Raw genomic sequence first — 14922 nt, forward strand, 5'->3', positions numbered from 1 at the left:
CTACTCGCGGCCTTCGTAGCTATCGCCCGCTTCGCGATCTGAGACTCGCGGCTTCAGAGGGCCATTTTGCCGTTGTCGACGGTGTAGACGGCGCCGTGGACGGCGGAGGCTTCGGGGGAGCAGAGGAAGGTGATGACGTTGGCTACCTGGGTGGGGTCCATGAGGCCGCGGGCGGCGGCGGTTTTCATGATGAGGGTGTAGTCGGGGTCTTCGGGGAAGGTGAAGTTCTGTAGGAGGGGGGTGGTCATGCCGCCGGGGCAGACGACGTTGATGCGGATGCCGCGGCTGTCGAATTCCAGGGCCATGGCGCGGGTGAGGCCGATGAGGCCGTGTTTGGCGGCGCAGTAGGCGGCCGAGTAGGCCTGGCCTTCGAGGCCCGCGATGGAGGCGACATTGACTATGTTGCCCTGTCGTTCGAGCAGGTGGGGGAGGGCGGCACGGGAGAGGAAGAAGGGGGCGTTGAGGTTGATGGCGAGGTCGTGGTGCCAGTCGGCGTCGGTGGTCTGCGCGGTGTGACGCATGGTGTGGGCACCCGCGGCATTGATCAGGATGTCGATTCCGCCGAAACGCTCGACGCAGGCTTCGATCACCGCGGCGCTCGCGGCGGGATCGGTGAGATCGGCTGCCAGCCAGGCGGTTTCGGGGCCGTCGAGAGTGGCGCCCAGGCGTTCCCTATCGCGTCCGACGCCGAACACCTTCGCCCCGTCCGCCTGCAGGGACTGCGCTACTGCCTGTCCCAGGCCGGACGAGGCTCCGGTCACCACTGCGACCCGGCCATCGAAACGCCCTGTCATATCCGTCTCCGTTCATTCACCGGTCGGCGAAACCGCCGTACGCGCAGACGATTCAACGACACCGCACCCCGAATCCGCGACCCCCGGTATTCGCGAACCTTCTACCTGCGCTAACACAATCGGCAACCGCCGCGATCTCTATCACGTGGCGCGCACTCGAAGCATCTTCAGCACAGTCCGGCCGGCGGCGATCGGTGTCCTCGCGGCGGCCGTCACGATGATCGCGACGGGTTGCTCACCAACCTCCACGACCTCGCAGCCGGCCAGCGCCGTGGCCCCCGTCGCGCAGCAGCGCAGCGCCCCGAACGGCAGCGCCAACGGACTGTGCTTCGACCCGAATTCCGCCCTCGCGCAATCCGCCCTGGCCAAGCTCCCCGCCGCACCCATCGGCACCTGGTCCGTCGGGCAGACCAGCAACGATCCGATCAGCTCCGGCTGCGACGGCCTGCTGTCCTGGATGATGGCCGACACCAACACCAATCACCCCTACACGCAGGTCCTGCTGTTCACCGGCGGCACCTACCTCGGCACCACCACCTCCGACCCGTACATGTTCACCATGCTGACCGCCCACACCCGCACCAGCATCTCGCTCACCTACCACTGGACGGTCGGCAGCGATCCGATGTGCTGCCCCCAGGGTGGCCCCGGCGTCGTCACCTTCACCCTCAACGGCACCACCATCACCGCCAACGGCCAGTTCCCGCCCCACCCCTGACCCTTGCCCGAATGCGCTGTTCCGACAGCTGCGCCGGTGGACGTCGATGGAGGTTGCGCCCGGGCGGTTTCGACTCGATCGTGGCGGGGCAAATCCATCCCACACCCCTGTTTCGGAGTGCCTCACCGAAAGAGCCGATATGTCAGCCGATCTCGCCTCGCCCCAAAACCCCCGCCCGCACAGAGGCCGGGTCAAAATCCGAGCTGAGATCGCCGCGTTCATCGCCGAACTCGCCCACGCGGGGATCCGGCCGGCGGAGCATTTTCAGCCCGGAATGCCTGGCCGGGCGCAATCGATCACGCTGGTCGGCTGGAGTTTGGAAGGATGTCGCGGGCAGCGCCGCGGCTGCGGCCCCGAATGCGTCACGGTGGTGACCACCAACGGGAGGATCGCAGTCATGAGTCGGCAGCCCGGCCACACCCGCTGGCGTCGTGCCCGCCCGGCCTACCTCGATCTGCCGGATGGTCAGAACCTGCAGCCGCTACTGGCGACCGGGCGCGCGATACTGCTGCCCCGGCAAGAGTCGGCGTAGTCCGTACGCGGCTATCCGGCCCAGAAGCCGATGAGATCCTTGTCGGCCCTCGAAGATCGTCCGCAGCGTTCGCGGATACTGCGATTCGTCGCAGAGATCGCATTCCTCCCAGTCCGGCTCGGCCGCACTGACACTCAGGCCGACGAGCTCGGTCGGATGCAACTTGCTGTTGACAAGATTCATTCCACTGTGGAGTATTGTAGGGGCGGTCGGTGATCCGCCCCCCTTCTATCGAAAGAGTGGCCCATGCCCACGATTCCGTGGATGACAGTCGGCACGCCCAGCGCACCCGAGGTGCAATGCATGGCCTCTCGCCTCGAGGTCAAGTCCCCGCTCAACGCACCCGCCTTCCTGATCGCTTCACTGGCGCTGTGGCGGCAGGCGCGACGTTCCCCGGGAGCACTGGGTGTCGCCTTGAAGGCGGAGATCCTGAAGGGCACCTTCTGGACCTATTCGGCGTGGACCGACAAGGCGGCCATCTACGCCTACGCGGGCGCCGAGCCGCACAGGTCGACGGTCGAGCGCAAGCGAAAGGTCATGAAGGAAGCCACCTTCGTCTACTTCACCGCGCCGGCCGGCGAACTACCCATGTCGTGGGATGAGATCCGCCGCCGGATCGCCGAGCAACGCAGCTCGGTACAGCCGGGAAACTAGCCTTCGCTGTGGCGGACCGGACCTTATAGGCGAACTCGGCCCATTCGAACACGGTTGCCGACGGATTGTCTTCGGTCAGTTGGTATTCGGCGCGCCGCAGGGCCACTTCGGCCCACGTGGGTTGCGGCGGTGCAGTTCAGGCGGTCCTGCTGTGTGCGGTTCGCCGGAGGGGCGCGGTCTCAGTGTCGGTCCGTGGCCGATCCCGACTCGGTGTGTGCAGTGTGCCGGCGCTGTTCGATTTCGATGAAGCCGTCGATCAGCGTTGTGTACACCTGCTCGACGAGGAGCGGTTCGACGGCGTGCTCGACTGCAAGCTCGCGCAGGCGAACCATCATTTGCGCGCGCCGCGCCGGTGCGCGGACCTCGTCCTCATTGCGCTTGAACACGGCGGCACGCAAAACCAATTGCTGTCGCGCACCGAGCAATTCAACGATCCGGGCATCGATCGCGTCGATCTGCCCGCGGACTTCCTGTAAAGACATGAACCTCAAACCCTTTCGATTCGAGGCCACCTCCGCACTTCGGCCGAAGGAACCATGACGTATCGGCCGTTATACGCGGCGGCCGACACAAACGCAGGTCAGGGCCGCTGGAACTCCGGCCACCACGACTGCGTCATCAACATCACCCCGTCATCAAACCACACCCCTCGGCTCACTGAGTCCATTGAACCGGGTGCGCCGTTCAGTGCTCTCGCGCGTCCGAGATCAACTGAGCCCGTTGGTCTTCGGGTGTGGGGTCCGGCGGTGATGCCCGGTGCGTCTCGAGCCGTGAGAGCATCGTGGGCGTGACCGAACAACTGCGAGCCATTGCCGCCGACAACGAGCGGATCATCGCAGCCGGTGGTTACCGGACGGCCGGTGGCCACTATGTGTCGTTGACATCGAAGGTGCACGCCGCCGTTCAGGGCACCCGGATGTACGGTCCCGACCCGGTCCCGGTCATCACCCGCAGCGAGGCCACCACCGTCATCACGGTGACCGCGGAGAGCAGCCTCGCCGCGGCGCGCCGAATGCTCGACACCGATCCGGAGCCGGTCGCCGTCCTGAATTTCGCATCCGCTCGCAATCCCGGCGGCCACTACCTCGCCGGCGCTCGCACTCAAGAAGAGGCCCTGTGCCGCGCCTCGGCGCTGTACAACACCCTGTTGGCAGTGCCGCAGTACTACGAGTATCACCGCAGCACACCGGACCCGTTCTACAGCGACCGCGTGATCCTGTCTCCCGCCGTGCCCGTCTTCCGCGACGACACGGGCATCCTGCTCGACAGTCCCTACGAGGTCGGCTTCCTCACCTGCCCGGCGCCCCGGACCAACGTGATCGTGCAGGAGCAGCCGAGCGAGGCGTATCGAATTCCCGCGGTGCTGGCCGCCCGCGCCGAGCGCATTCTCGAAACAGCCGCCGGCTACCGGCGTGTGGTGCTGGGCGCCTGGGGCTGCGGCGCGTACGGCAACGACCCGGGGTTGGTGGCCGGTGTCTTCCTCGCACTGCTGGCCGACGGTGGGCGGTTCGACGGGCACTTCGGCGAGATCACTTTCGCAATACTGGACCGAACCCCAGAAGCGGCCACCCTCAACGCCTTCCGGACGGCACTACCCGGGTCATGACCTCAAAGGATCACCCGGGAGCCTCGCGGCGAGGAGTGTCGTTCAGCGGAGTTCCTCGACCAGTCCGATCATGACGCCGTCGGGGCCGCGCACGTAGCAGTACCGGTAGATGTCTTCGTATCGAGCAACCGTGCCCACGAGTGCGGCGCCGTGGCGGCGCAGGCGGTCGATCACGGGCGCCTGAAGGGATTTCAGCCCACGCCGCGGGTCAGTCGGATGCCGGCCGGAGATTGTTCGTGAGTAGGCCGAGGGTGAAGTCGAAGCGGTCTTGTCCGGTGCCGGAGATCAGGTCGGCGGCGTGGCGTCGGGTTTGGGGGAATTTCTCGGCGGGCAGGGCGGTGAAGCGGTCCAGTAGCTCCTCGTGGCTGAGCACCCATTCCTGGTCCTGGTGTTGGCGCCGTTGCTGGACCAGTGACTGCTCCAGCGCATAGGCGCTGACGTAGAGGGATAGCGCGTCTCGGGCCCAGCCGGCCGTCTTCGGTTCGATGCCGCCCGCGAGCAGGATCGCCAGGATTCCTTCGCCGACGCGTAGCGTTTCCAGGTTGGTCGACACCATGGCCAGAGCGGCGCGCGAGATTCCCGGATATCTCAGGTAGAGGTCGCGGATCTGCGTGTATACCTCGAGTAGCTGCTCGCGCCAGACGGTCGAGTCCGGTTCGGGGAGAACGACTTCGGAGTAGAGCCTGCCGATCAGCAGATCATCGATATCGTCCTTGTTGACGATATGCGCGTACAGCGACGACGGACCGGTGCCGAGCACGGCGGCGACCCGGCGGATGGTCAGCGCGTCATACCCCTCGGTGGCGACGACTTCCAGGGCGGCATCGGTGATCCGCTGGACGGTGATCGGCTTCTTGCGTGGCGCCGGTGCGGCGGCGTCCGTCGCGGGTTGGGCGTGGCGAGCTGCGCGGCGTTGGCGGGGATCGGCGGGCATGGCGACAACTATAGCTTGACACGAACTTAGTTCGTTCGATAGAACTTAGTTCATCAATAACGAACTAAGTTCGTCGCGATGTCCCGGAGGTGTGTGATGCGAGTTTCCGTTATCGGAGCCGGCCTGGGTGGTCTGGCTCTCGCGCAGGGTCTGCGTGGAGCCGGATTCGAGGCCGAGGTTTTCGAACGCGACCCGGGGATCGTCGCCCGGTTCCAGGGCTACCGGCTCGTGCTGAACCAGATCGGTTTCCAGGCGGTGCGCGACTGCCTGCCGACGCGCTGGCACCCGCTGCTGGACGAGATCGTCATGGAAGCCTCCGCCGAGCAGCTGATCCTGGACCCGCAGCTGAACGAGATCGGCAAACTCGGCGCGGGCCGGACCGGCATCGTCGTCGATCGGCAGGTGCTGCGACACCTGCTGCTGACCGGCCTCACCGTGCACACCGATGCCGCGCTGACCGGCTACGACCTGCTGGCCGACGGCAAGGTTGAAGCCCGGTTCGCCCACCGCGACCCGGCCATCGCGGACCTGCTCGTCGGTGCGGACGGCGTCACCTCCGCGGTCCGCGGCGTGCTGTCGCCGCAGACCATCCCGACCGACACCGGCGTCCGGTTCGTCATCGGCCGCACCCCGCTGACCGACGAGTTCGCGAGCCTGTCCAAGGCCTACGGCTCGAAGATCGCAGGCGACGGCGTCAGCCTGCTGCTCGGCGCGATGCGCTTCCGCACCCCGCCGAAGCAGGCCGCCGAACAGCTGGCCCCCGAAGTCACGCTGCCCGATATCGGTGACTACGTGCGCTGGGCGATGATCCTGCCGCCGAACGGCTCGCTGGAGGATCTGACCGCGCAGGACGCCGTGCTGTCCAGGATGGAAGGTTGGCATCCGGAGCTACGCGCGCTGATCGAGCAGGCCGATCTCGACAACAGCGCACTGCTGTCCATCCGGGTGGTCAAGCCCGGTGCGCGCTGGGCGTCCGGCCCGGTCACACTGCTCGGCGATGCGATCCACGCCACTTCCCCAACCGGCGGCAACGGTGCGAACACCGCATTGCGCGATGCAGACCTGTTGCGCCGCTGCCTGATTCAGGCCGGCGAAGGCCGCCAGGATCTGCTCAGCGCGGTCGAGGACTACGAGCGGCAGATGTTCGAGTACGGCGCCGAGGCCGTGCGCAGCAGTCTCGAGAAGCTGCCGGCGTTCGCACCCGAAGCGAAACTGTCCTGACACCGGATTCGCGTTCAGGCCGGCGAAGGCCGCCAGGATCTGCTCAGCGCGGTCGACGACTACGAGCGGCAGATGTTCGAGTACGGCGCCGAGGCCGTGCGCAGCAGTCTCGAGAAGCTGCCGGCGTTCGCACCCGAGGCGAAACTGTCCTGACACCGGATTCGCGAGCGGCTGGAGGGGTGAAGCGGTACGGAATCTGTTTCGAGGAGGCCGGATGGCTACTGCCCGTTGATCTTCCGACTACCGTTCCGGGCCGCGCGGGAGGCCCTGTTCCGGTGCCTGGAAGCCGCCGATCCTCTGCTCGAGCAGTTCGGCCAGACGCAGCGGGGTGCGGTCCTCGAACATCGGTCCGATGAGTTGCACTCCCACCGGCAGGCCCTCGGGGGACCGGCCCGCCGGTATGGCGGTGGCGGGCAGGCCGGGCATGGTCGCCACACCGGCCCACACCAGCTGGTCGAAGTACGGGTACTCGACACCGTCGATGTCGATCCGGCGTTCCAGCGGATTGGCGTTGTGGTCGTGCGGGAACGCGGGAGTCGGCGTGATCGGGCACACCACGGCATCGAACTCGGCGAACAGTTGCCGCCAGCCGTGGCGGTGGAGTTCGCGACGGTTGTTCGCCTCGAGCCAGTCGCGGAGGCTGAACACCATGGCGCGCAACCGAGTCGCATCGAGACTCTGATCGTCTGCGCTCAGTCCGGCGGCGCGGGTCTGTAGCTGCTCGTACGATTCGACGGGAAAACGCGCAATGGAGCTCGCGAACATCAATTGCGTGTAGAGCGTCGCGGCCTCGGTCAGATCGGGCAGCAGCGGACTGTGCCGTTCGACGCGGGCGCCGCCGTCGACAAGCGCGTCGGCCACCCGGTTGACGCCCGCCCGCACGGCGGACCCGGTGGGAATGAGCGGATGATCCTCGAGGACAAGGATATTGAAGTCGGAAAGCCGCTCGTGGCGCGCGGGCGGCAGCGCCAGATCGAAGGCGACGCCGTAGGTCAGCGGGTCCGGTCCGGCCATCACGTCGAGCAGCAGAGTGAGGTCGCGGGCGGTGCGCGCCATCGGACCGACGACGGCGAGGTCGAGTTCGACCGGTAATGCCGGTGCCGGCGGCGCGACCATACCGCGGTTCGCCACCAGCCCGAGTGTCGGCTTGTGCGCGTAGATGCCACAGAAATGCGCGGGGGTGCGCAGCGATCCGGCGATGTCGGAGCCGATGGACAGCGCGCCGAATCCGGACGCCAGGGCCGCCGCCGAACCGCCGGAGGACCCACCCGACGTGCGATCGTGATCCCACGGATTATTGGTGGTGCCGTAGATCTCGTTGAAGCTCTGAATATCCTGCAGCCCCAACGGCACATTGGTCTTCCCGAGCAGCACCGCCCCGGCATCCTTCAGTCGCGACACCTGTACCGCATCCTCGGTCGGGACAAAGTCTCGCTGCAGCGGCATGCCCCAGGTCGTGGGCAGTCCGGCGATGTTGTAGCACTCCTTGACCGTCACCGGAATACCGAGCAGCGGCCGCTCCTCGCCGCGGGCGAGCGCCTCGTCGGCGCGGCGCGCGGCGGCCCGTGCACGATCGAAGTCCGGCACGCAGATCGCGTTGATCACCTGGTCGTCGCGCTCGATACGGGCGATCGCCTCCTCGGTCAGTTCCACCGAGGTCACTTCGCCGGCCCGCAACGCGGCCGAAAGTTCTTCTACCGCAAGATAGCTCCATTCCATGAATCCGAAGCTATCGGCCTGCCTCTGAAGACATAAAATGTTCTCTCGCACAACGGTAAAGTCGAATGATCCACCTTGGGCGCCCACCGTCGAACCGGGCACATTCTGTGGTTGCTCGATTGGTCCGGCCTGAGCGGTCGCAAACCTTCTCAGGGCGGCAATAAATGCATTCTGAGTGCGAACTTTGACCGCTCAGGCCGGATCTTGTGTGGCGTCAGACTGTGGCTAGGGCGGGGGTTGTTCGGGTTGCCTTGTGCTGGACGGTGAATGTGGCGATCACGCAGAGAATTGCTACTGCGAAGCAGGCCAGGGTGTACCAGAGGTTGCCTATGGGGTCGCCGTTGGAGGTTTTGCCGTCGACTGCGTTGAAGAAGTCGGGTAGGGCTGTGGCCCAGAGCAATGCGAAGACGGCCAGGTAGGCCGCGCTGTAGTAGCGGATGAGGTTGTTTGTGTAGTGGGCGGTGTCTGCGGGGGCTTGGCGCAGGCGTTGCCATTGGCGGAACAGGACTGTGGCGGCTACGACGCTGAGGATGATCAGTTCCGCAGCGTAGAGGAAGCCGCCGGCTGTGGTGCTGAATGAGCCCGCGATGGTGGCGGGGACGGGCAGGATGAAGGTGCCCAGGGAGGCCAGTAGGCCGATTACTATTGTGCGCCAGACTAATTGGAGGCCGGTGAAGCTGCGGCCTCGGTCTGCGTGGCGGCCGGCGAACCAGTAGACGCAGAAGGCCAGGGACATCGGCCACAGGGCGGCGAATACCACCACGCTCGGGAGGGGGACCGAATCGAAGAAGGGCTGGTTCAGGGAGTTCTCGGTGGACCATTCCCACCAGCGGAGTTGGGGGCCGAGATGGTCGAAGATCTCGTAGAAGGCGTGGTGGACGAAGCCGACGCAGACTGCGCCGACGAAGGCGCCGTATTGCTTGAAAACGCCTAGCATTCGGACGATTTCGTATGCCACCGTGGCCATGAACGGGTAGATCGCCACGATGTACAGCGGCAGGCGGCCCCAGAGGAAGTCCACCGTGAACACATTGTGCGCGAACATGGTGTCGACGTGACCGCTGATGCCGAACGCCGCGGGGAAGTACAGCGGCGGCTCGATGATGAAAAGGTATGCGGTGGCGCCGAACCAGAGCACCAGGTTGGTGGGATCACCGCGGCGCAGGCGCACGATGGCGAGCACGAGCGCCAGGATCGCGCCGAGTATGACGGTGCATTCGAGCACCGGCAGGGTCCAGTTCTCCAGCCCGAACGGATTTCGGAACTCGACGAGTCCACCGGCCTGCTGACAGGAGAACCCGAGCGACTTCGCCAGCTGGTCGAAGGTGGGTGCGCAATGGTCGGACATCACTGCACCTTCGCATCCGCGGTGTACCAGCGCGAGACGTCGTATCCGGCGTCGTAGCGCTTGAACCACACATCCGCCAGGGCCGGCAGTTTCTCGTGTGCGGGATTGTGTTTCGGCAATTGGCTGCGAATGATGCCGCGCAGTGCGATGAGCTGCTCGCCGAGGGGGAGAGCGTCGAACGCGCGCAGCATCGGGCCGGTGTTCTGCGGTGTCAGGCCGGGCAGCCATCTGCGCAGGTGCTGCTTGTTCCGGTACTTGGCGAACATGGCCTCCGCGTCGACCTTCCGATCTTCCAGCGGCACATGCTTATTGAAGCCCGCACAGGCGATCGCGACGACCTTCAGCACATGCTTGAAGATCGATGGAGCCATGCGCATCCGGTAGAGATCGCTGCCGACAACGGAATCGAAGATGATGAGCGCGGAACTGCGATGCTCGACCTCCTCGACGAAGTGCCAGATGAACAGGGAGGCGACGCGATCGTCGCCGGGCCGGAAAAGGGCTGCCTCATTGTCGAGCATCAGCTTGAACACCGAGGTGAACGTCGCCTCCAGATCGGCGGTGTAGGCCAGCCGATAGTTCGGCGACGTATTCGCGGTGAGCCGGTCGAATTCGCCGATGACCTCATCCAGCGTTTCCTGCAGCCCCGGATGGCTTCGGATCAGCCCGCGCACATGCTGGCGGTGGGCGGTGGAGTGCTGCCCCTCCTGCCGCATGAAGGCATCGGCTTCCTCGGCGACTTCGGGATCGGTGATCACGGGCTTCAGCTGCGTGATCAGCTGCACGATCATCTTCTCGAAGCCGATGGCCAGGAACGAGACGGCATTGGCCATGCTCGAAAAGGCCGGATTCTCCTCGTTCCAGAGGAAGGGGACGTCGTAGTCCTCGAAGGCGAAATTCATCTTCCGCACAACCAGATCAGTCATCAGGTCAACATACAAACATACAGCGCAACGTACAAGTGTATGATTGCCTCGATCGGCGAGGCATACGACGAAGTGGTGACAACCCCCTGGTAGCGTCGGCGCAGTGGCAAGAAGGCGCGGGTGGGGCGGCAGTCCGCCGGAGACCGATGACGAGGCATCGCGTCGAATCGTCGCTGCCGCAGTCGAATTGATCGGCCGCACCGGCTCGGAAATCAGCATTGCCGATGTCGCCGAATCCCTGGGCGTCATCCGTCAGACGGTGTACCGGTACTTCCCGAGCGCGGATGCGCTCATGCGCGCCTCGGCGATCGCCTCGGTCGACGGCTACCTGGATCGGCTGACGCAGCAGGTGAAGGGGATGGAAGATCCGGTCGAAGCCATGACCGAAGCCGTGGTCTACACCCTGACGCAGGTGCACCGGACCCCGCACCTGGGCATTCTGCTCTCGGCCACCTACTCCAGCGTCCATCCCGAAGGCATCACCTCGGAAGAGGCGCAGGCCTTCGGCATGACCATGATCCGGCGCTTCGACGTCGATTGGGAGCACTACGGCTACGACGATGAATCGCTGCACGAACTCGTCGAATACCTGCTGCGAACCATGCAGTCGTTCTTCATCGCCCCGGGCAATCCGCCGCGCAGCGATGCCGATCTCCGCCGATATCTCCGCCGCTGGATGGGCTCCGCCATCATCGCTCAGGCGCAGGCGGGACGTATTGTGGAGGCTGGGCGGCAGTAGCTACTCGAGGAGGCGGTCGTGAGCTGTCGGGCAGGGCTCGGGGGAACGGCGGCACTGCGAGTCGCCATCGAATTCTCCGCTGCGGCACCGCGATCACTCGTTGTCAGCTGGTCGCCGGATACGGTCTCGGGTGCGCACTGCAAGAAGCTCGAGTACGCACGAATCTTCCTGGTGGCCTTGGGAACTGAGCCGCAGCGGATCTATCTCGACATAGTGGACCGGCACCCTGCGACATCGCTCCAACTGTCAGAGGCGCTGACCGCCGGTGAGTATGCCATCGAGATCGATGCCTACGGCAGTGCGAGCTGGGGTGACGGGCGGCTCGACGCACGCGGGCGTAGTACCTCCTTCACCGTCGTATAGAGGTCAATGCAGATTATCTGCAACAAAACTATGATGGCGGCATGACCGCATTGGCGCCCGCGCGTACCGAACCGGACCTGTCGTATCTGCTCGACCACACCAGTCATGTGCTGCGCACCCGGATGGCGGCGGCGCTCGCGGAGGTCGGACTGACGGCGCGGATGCACTGTGTGCTGGTGCACGCGCTCGAGGATGAGCGCACGCAGGCGCAGCTCGCTGAGCTGGGGGATATGGACAAGACCACCATGGTGGTGACCGTGGACGCGCTGGAGAAGGCGGGGCTGGCCGAGCGCCGGCCGTCCAGCACGGACCGGCGCGCGCGGATTGTCGCGGTCACTCCGAAGGGCGCGGAACTCGCCGGACGCAGCGCGAAAATCGTCGACGGCGTCCACCGGGAGGCGCTCGAAGCACTGCCCGTGCGGGAGCGCGAGATTCTGCTGAAGGCGCTGAATCGCCTGGTGGACGGTCATCTTTCGACTGCGGCGGAGGCGTCTACGGCACGGCGGGCGCGGCAATAGTCCGTTGGCGATTATCTGCAACAAAACTATCTAGTACGGTCTCTCTTGTGGGTTCGAACAGGAGAAGACCATGACCGTGTCCAAACGTATTGCCCTCGCGGTGCTCTCGGCCGCCGCGCTGATGACGATTCTGCGACGGCAGTATCGTGACCGTGGCGATGCCCGCGATCCAGCGTGATCTGGGGTTCACGCCCGCCGGGTTGAGCTGGACCGTCAATGCCTATCTGATCGCGTTCGGCGGTCTACTGCTGCCGGCCGGGCGGTTCGGTGACCTGATCGGGCGCAAGAAAATGTTCGTGACCGGGAATGCGGTCTTCACCGCCGCGTCGCGCACCGGAAATCAGCTGGCCGCAGGCGCTTCCGAGGTGGCGGCACTGACCGGCGGTTACCGGCTGGCCTTCGCGGTGGCCGCCGGACTGCTGGCCACCGCGCTGGTCGTCGCCGTCACCGTGCTGCGGCGTCCCACTGTCGCAACGGATTCCGCTCCGGATCAGCTCGTCGTGGCGGCCTAGCCACCGCACCGAGTCGCCTATGCCTCGTGCACGATTCCGAGTCCCGCGCATGATTCACCAGCGGCTTCCTTTGCGGGAGAGCGGCTTTCATGCACGAGAGATCGGCTGGTGTGACCGATCAGCTCGAGCGGAGAGGGCGGTTGGGTAGGTGGATGTGCAGGCCGGGTCAGCGCCGTTCGTAGAAGCCGTCGATTCGGGCTTGTGCATTGGCTTCGGCGGTGGCGAGGACGTCGCGGGGCTTGGCGGACTCCGGGGACTTGCCGGCGACCTCCGTGATCGGGGTGGTCAGGGCGAAGAGCTGGAAGGTGTAGCGGTGTGGGCCATGCCCTTTGATCGGTGCTGGACCCTGATAGCCGCGACCCATTCCGGAGCGGAGCACCCGCACACCGGGTGTCGTGGTGTCGGCGTGCAGCGAGCCCTGCGGCAGTGCGGTGAGCGCCAGGTCCAGCAGTGCGACGCAGTGCACGAAGGGCAGACCGGTCGGCGCATCGGGATCTTCGATGACCAGCAGCAGCTGGGCCGCGTCACCGGGAAGTCCGGACCAGGCCAGCGCGGGGGAGAGGTCCTGGCCGCCGACCCGCTTCGACGCGTGGATCTTGTCGAGCACGCTCTCGTGCGCGAAGTCGGGACTGGTGAGCTCGAAGGTCTTGCCTCCGGCCAGACCAGGCAGATTCGATGCCAATCCGTCCTCGCCCGCGCGCCGGTTCTTGAGCAGCTTTCCGATGATGGCCAAGAGAAACTCCCTGGGATAGAGCGGTTTTCACAGTTTTCGTGCGTCTGCGGGAGCGAGCAGGGGCCGCGCGAAGCGGTAGATCTTCACGGCGGCGTCGAACTCCCGGGTGTTGTCCGCGTCCGGGCTGTTCACCCACTCCGGCGGCACCGACGTGCTCGGCCAGGTGTGGCCGTGTGCGGCGAAACTGGTCCACTCGTGCATGATTCGCCCGGCGACCCCCGGCTGATTGCCGTGCAGCACCAGCACCAGCGGTGCGTCCGGATCGCGCGGCGGTCGCATGCTGAAGGTGCGACTCTGCCCGGCTACCGTTAGTTCACAGGCGATCAGTTCGTCCGTCATGGGCGCCTCCGCCCGAACAGAAGTACAGTTAAACTGTGCAGTTTGACTGTACTTCATACGAGGGGCGACTGCCGAATCAGCTGACGGTGAAGGGGAACGTCGGCGCCGTGCTCGCACCCTTCGTGGCGTCGTAGGCCACCACGTAGGTGCCGGGGCCCGGGGCGGGGACCACAAAATCGACGAAATCCTTGGCATTGTCGATGGTTTGGCTCCGTGCGAGCAACTCATTGATCGGCGAGCGATCATCGGCCGTGAGGGACTGGCCGTCCGGTGTTTTGACGCTGAAATATTCGGTGAAGATATTCAGCCCGCCATCCGAAATCCCGGTCCCGCCAATGATCTTGATATGCAGCGCGAGATCCATCTTGCCGTGCTCGTTCTTGGTGTAACTGGGAGATAGTGTGCCGCCGGTGATTTGGATGGTGGTCTGATCCTGAACCAGCGTGCCATTCACGTCGAGGGTCTTCGGCGCAATGCTGTCCACCTTGCCGTCGGCCTGCAGCGGAATGGTGGTCTGGTTGTCCGCGGCCTGACCGTATACCACCGAAATGGTATCGAGCAGGTGCTGGGCATCGCCCAATTTCTGCACCGAGGTGGTGATATCACCTGCGGCCGAACCCTTTCCGGGCACGGTCGGATTATCGAAGCTCGCCCCCGCATCGACCTCCTTGCCGACCTGCAGGTACGGGTTTTCGCTCAGCGTCTTGTTGTCGGTGGTGTTGTTCTTGTAGGTGAGGTCGATCCGCACCTTGGCCCCGCCGTACTGGTCCGGCACGATGGTCGCCTTGTCCACCGTGATGTCGAAGCCGTCGTACCAGCCGGTCTTGCCGACGGTGCGAACCGTGGCCTGACCATTGGCGGCGGCGGTGGTTTCCCCCGGCTGGCCGGTGCCCATCGGCGCCGCGGCCTCCGAGGTCGGGCCCGCCTTGGTGTCCTTGTCATTGCACGCGGTAAGTAATAGTGCGGATGTGCCGATGAGCATCGCTGCGCCGATGCTGGTGCAAATACGGCGCTTTCGCCCCACCTCAACCGACGGTTTCATGATCGATCGCACGCTGCCTCCCAGAAGATCAATAATCTCAGTGCGCGTCGCCCGGAGCTTCCGGACGGATTATTCGCAATGAAATCTTCCTGGAGTGCCCCACTGTTAACCGGGTGATTGTCGTCACATGATGATCACGACTTCGGCTACACGGTGGCAACCGTTGAAAAAGCAACGGGCACAAAGGATGTAGGGCAGCGGAACGGTCCAGGCCATTCCCGTGG

19 protein-coding genes are annotated in these 14922 nt (G+C 65.2%); 9 read left to right on the forward strand and 10 right to left on the reverse strand.

Annotated elements, in window-relative coordinates:
• Positions 1-53: 53 nt before the first annotated feature.
• The gene (locus OG716_RS39495) at positions 54-794 is read right to left on the reverse strand and encodes an SDR family NAD(P)-dependent oxidoreductase (RefSeq protein WP_405135294.1); all 741 of its coding nucleotides are present in this window, start codon (positions 792-794) and stop codon (positions 54-56) included.
• Between the two features lie 145 nt (positions 795-939).
• Between OG716_RS39495 and OG716_RS39500 the strand changes: the two genes are divergently transcribed.
• The 3 genes from OG716_RS39500 (at position 940) to OG716_RS39510 (ending at position 2698) form a co-directional block, all read left to right on the forward strand.
• Positions 940-1512 carry an LppP/LprE family lipoprotein gene (locus tag OG716_RS39500; protein ID WP_405135295.1) on the forward strand — a complete coding sequence of 191 codons (573 nt, stop codon included), beginning with the start codon at positions 940-942 and terminating at the stop codon, positions 1510-1512.
• Positions 1513-1909: 397 nt separating this feature from the next.
• Entirely contained in the window at positions 1910-2044 is a 135-nt protein-coding gene (locus tag OG716_RS39505; RefSeq protein ID WP_405135296.1) for a hypothetical protein, read from the forward strand.
• Between the two features lie 246 nt (positions 2045-2290).
• Positions 2291-2698: a hypothetical protein gene (locus OG716_RS39510; RefSeq protein ID WP_405135297.1), complete on the forward strand. Its 408-nt coding sequence runs from the start codon at positions 2291-2293 to the stop codon at positions 2696-2698.
• 179 nt (positions 2699-2877) lie between these two features.
• On the opposite strand, the gene OG716_RS39515 is transcribed toward OG716_RS39510, so the two are convergent.
• The gene (locus OG716_RS39515; RefSeq protein WP_405140239.1) at positions 2878-3180 is read right to left on the reverse strand and encodes a chorismate mutase; all 303 of its coding nucleotides are present in this window, start codon (positions 3178-3180) and stop codon (positions 2878-2880) included.
• A gap of 305 nt (positions 3181-3485) precedes the next feature.
• On the opposite strand from OG716_RS39515, the gene OG716_RS39520 reads away from it, so the two are divergent.
• A complete protein-coding gene (locus OG716_RS39520) occupies positions 3486-4304 on the forward strand; it encodes a TIGR02452 family protein (RefSeq protein ID WP_405135298.1) in 819 nt (272 codons plus the stop codon).
• Positions 4305-4346: 42 nt separating this feature from the next.
• Here the strand turns inward: OG716_RS39520 and OG716_RS39525 are convergent, their stop codons facing one another.
• Both OG716_RS39525 and OG716_RS39530 read right to left on the reverse strand, forming a co-directional pair.
• On the reverse strand, positions 4347-4478 hold the full coding sequence (locus OG716_RS39525; protein ID WP_405135299.1) for a hypothetical protein: 132 nt from the start codon (positions 4476-4478) through the stop codon (positions 4347-4349).
• Positions 4479-4512: 34 nt separating this feature from the next.
• Positions 4513-5238 (reverse strand): TetR/AcrR family transcriptional regulator, encoded by a 726-nt coding sequence (locus OG716_RS39530; protein ID WP_405135300.1) that lies wholly within the window; start codon positions 5236-5238, stop codon positions 4513-4515.
• A 96-nt stretch (positions 5239-5334) separates the two neighbouring features.
• Here OG716_RS39530 and OG716_RS39535 point away from each other — a divergent pair, with 96 nt between their 5' ends.
• Positions 5335-6459: an FAD-dependent oxidoreductase gene (locus OG716_RS39535; protein ID WP_405135301.1), complete on the forward strand. Its 1125-nt coding sequence runs from the start codon at positions 5335-5337 to the stop codon at positions 6457-6459.
• A 240-nt stretch (positions 6460-6699) separates the two neighbouring features.
• Here OG716_RS39535 and OG716_RS39540 read toward each other — a convergent pair whose 3' ends face one another.
• From OG716_RS39540 to OG716_RS39550, 3 genes are all read right to left on the reverse strand, one after another.
• Positions 6700-8178 (reverse strand): amidase, encoded by a 1479-nt coding sequence (locus tag OG716_RS39540; protein ID WP_405135302.1) that lies wholly within the window; start codon positions 8176-8178, stop codon positions 6700-6702.
• A 214-nt stretch (positions 8179-8392) separates the two neighbouring features.
• Positions 8393-9526: a hypothetical protein gene (locus tag OG716_RS39545; protein WP_405135303.1), complete on the reverse strand. Its 1134-nt coding sequence runs from the start codon at positions 9524-9526 to the stop codon at positions 8393-8395.
• A complete protein-coding gene (locus OG716_RS39550) occupies positions 9526-10452 on the reverse strand; it encodes a metal-dependent hydrolase (protein ID WP_327141519.1) in 927 nt (308 codons plus the stop codon). Before OG716_RS39550 ends, OG716_RS39545 begins: the two co-directional genes overlap by 1 nt.
• Positions 10453-10555: 103 nt before the next feature.
• Here OG716_RS39550 and OG716_RS39555 point away from each other — a divergent pair, with 103 nt between their 5' ends.
• The 4 genes from OG716_RS39555 (at position 10556) to OG716_RS39570 (ending at position 12584) form a co-directional block, all read left to right on the forward strand.
• A complete protein-coding gene (locus OG716_RS39555) occupies positions 10556-11191 on the forward strand; it encodes a TetR/AcrR family transcriptional regulator (RefSeq protein ID WP_405135304.1) in 636 nt (211 codons plus the stop codon).
• Between the two features lie 18 nt (positions 11192-11209).
• Positions 11210-11554, forward strand: a complete 345-nt coding sequence (locus OG716_RS39560; RefSeq protein ID WP_405135305.1) for a hypothetical protein — start codon at positions 11210-11212, stop codon at positions 11552-11554.
• A 41-nt stretch (positions 11555-11595) separates the two neighbouring features.
• Entirely contained in the window at positions 11596-12072 is a 477-nt protein-coding gene (locus OG716_RS39565) for a MarR family winged helix-turn-helix transcriptional regulator (protein ID WP_405135306.1), read from the forward strand.
• 158 nt (positions 12073-12230) lie between these two features.
• Positions 12231-12584, forward strand: coding sequence for an MFS transporter (locus OG716_RS39570; RefSeq protein ID WP_405135307.1), 354 nt, complete (start codon positions 12231-12233; stop codon positions 12582-12584).
• 166 nt (positions 12585-12750) lie between these two features.
• On the opposite strand, the gene OG716_RS39575 is transcribed toward OG716_RS39570, so the two are convergent.
• From OG716_RS39575 to OG716_RS39585, 3 genes are all read right to left on the reverse strand, one after another.
• Entirely contained in the window at positions 12751-13317 is a 567-nt protein-coding gene (locus tag OG716_RS39575) for a YbhB/YbcL family Raf kinase inhibitor-like protein (protein WP_405135308.1), read from the reverse strand.
• A 27-nt stretch (positions 13318-13344) separates the two neighbouring features.
• Complete coding sequence (locus tag OG716_RS39580) at positions 13345-13656, reverse strand: hypothetical protein (protein WP_405135309.1); 312 nt, start codon at positions 13654-13656, stop codon at positions 13345-13347.
• A 76-nt stretch (positions 13657-13732) separates the two neighbouring features.
• Complete coding sequence (locus OG716_RS39585; RefSeq protein WP_405135310.1) at positions 13733-14698, reverse strand: hypothetical protein; 966 nt, start codon at positions 14696-14698, stop codon at positions 13733-13735.
• Positions 14699-14922: the final 224 nt, after the last annotated feature.

Origin of the sequence: Nocardia sp. NBC_01388 (genome assembly GCF_045040085.1) — a bacterium.
Lineage (GTDB): Bacteria > Actinomycetota > Actinomycetes > Mycobacteriales > Mycobacteriaceae > Nocardia.

Coding starts and splice junctions, on each gene's coding strand:
- OG716_RS39585 (WP_405135310.1), bottom strand. CDS start 14,698: ATGAAACCGTCGGTTGAGGTGGGGCGAAAGCGCCGTATTTGCACCAGC.
- OG716_RS39510 (WP_405135297.1), top strand. CDS start 2,291: ATGCCCACGATTCCGTGGATGACAGTCGGCACGCCCAGCGCACCCGAG.
- OG716_RS39505 (WP_405135296.1), top strand. CDS start 1,910: ATGAGTCGGCAGCCCGGCCACACCCGCTGGCGTCGTGCCCGCCCGGCC.
- OG716_RS39530 (WP_405135300.1), bottom strand. CDS start 5,238: ATGCCCGCCGATCCCCGCCAACGCCGCGCAGCTCGCCACGCCCAACCC.
- OG716_RS39545 (WP_405135303.1), bottom strand. CDS start 9,526: ATGTCCGACCATTGCGCACCCACCTTCGACCAGCTGGCGAAGTCGCTC.
- OG716_RS39515 (WP_405140239.1), bottom strand. CDS start 3,180: ATGTCTTTACAGGAAGTCCGCGGGCAGATCGACGCGATCGATGCCCGG.
- OG716_RS39495 (WP_405135294.1), bottom strand. CDS start 794: ATGACAGGGCGTTTCGATGGCCGGGTCGCAGTGGTGACCGGAGCCTCG.
- OG716_RS39580 (WP_405135309.1), bottom strand. CDS start 13,656: ATGACGGACGAACTGATCGCCTGTGAACTAACGGTAGCCGGGCAGAGT.
- OG716_RS39570 (WP_405135307.1), top strand. CDS start 12,231: ATGCCCGCGATCCAGCGTGATCTGGGGTTCACGCCCGCCGGGTTGAGC.
- OG716_RS39535 (WP_405135301.1), top strand. CDS start 5,335: ATGCGAGTTTCCGTTATCGGAGCCGGCCTGGGTGGTCTGGCTCTCGCG.
- OG716_RS39565 (WP_405135306.1), top strand. CDS start 11,596: ATGACCGCATTGGCGCCCGCGCGTACCGAACCGGACCTGTCGTATCTG.
- OG716_RS39550 (WP_327141519.1), bottom strand. CDS start 10,452: ATGACTGATCTGGTTGTGCGGAAGATGAATTTCGCCTTCGAGGACTAC.
- OG716_RS39540 (WP_405135302.1), bottom strand. CDS start 8,178: ATGGAATGGAGCTATCTTGCGGTAGAAGAACTTTCGGCCGCGTTGCGG.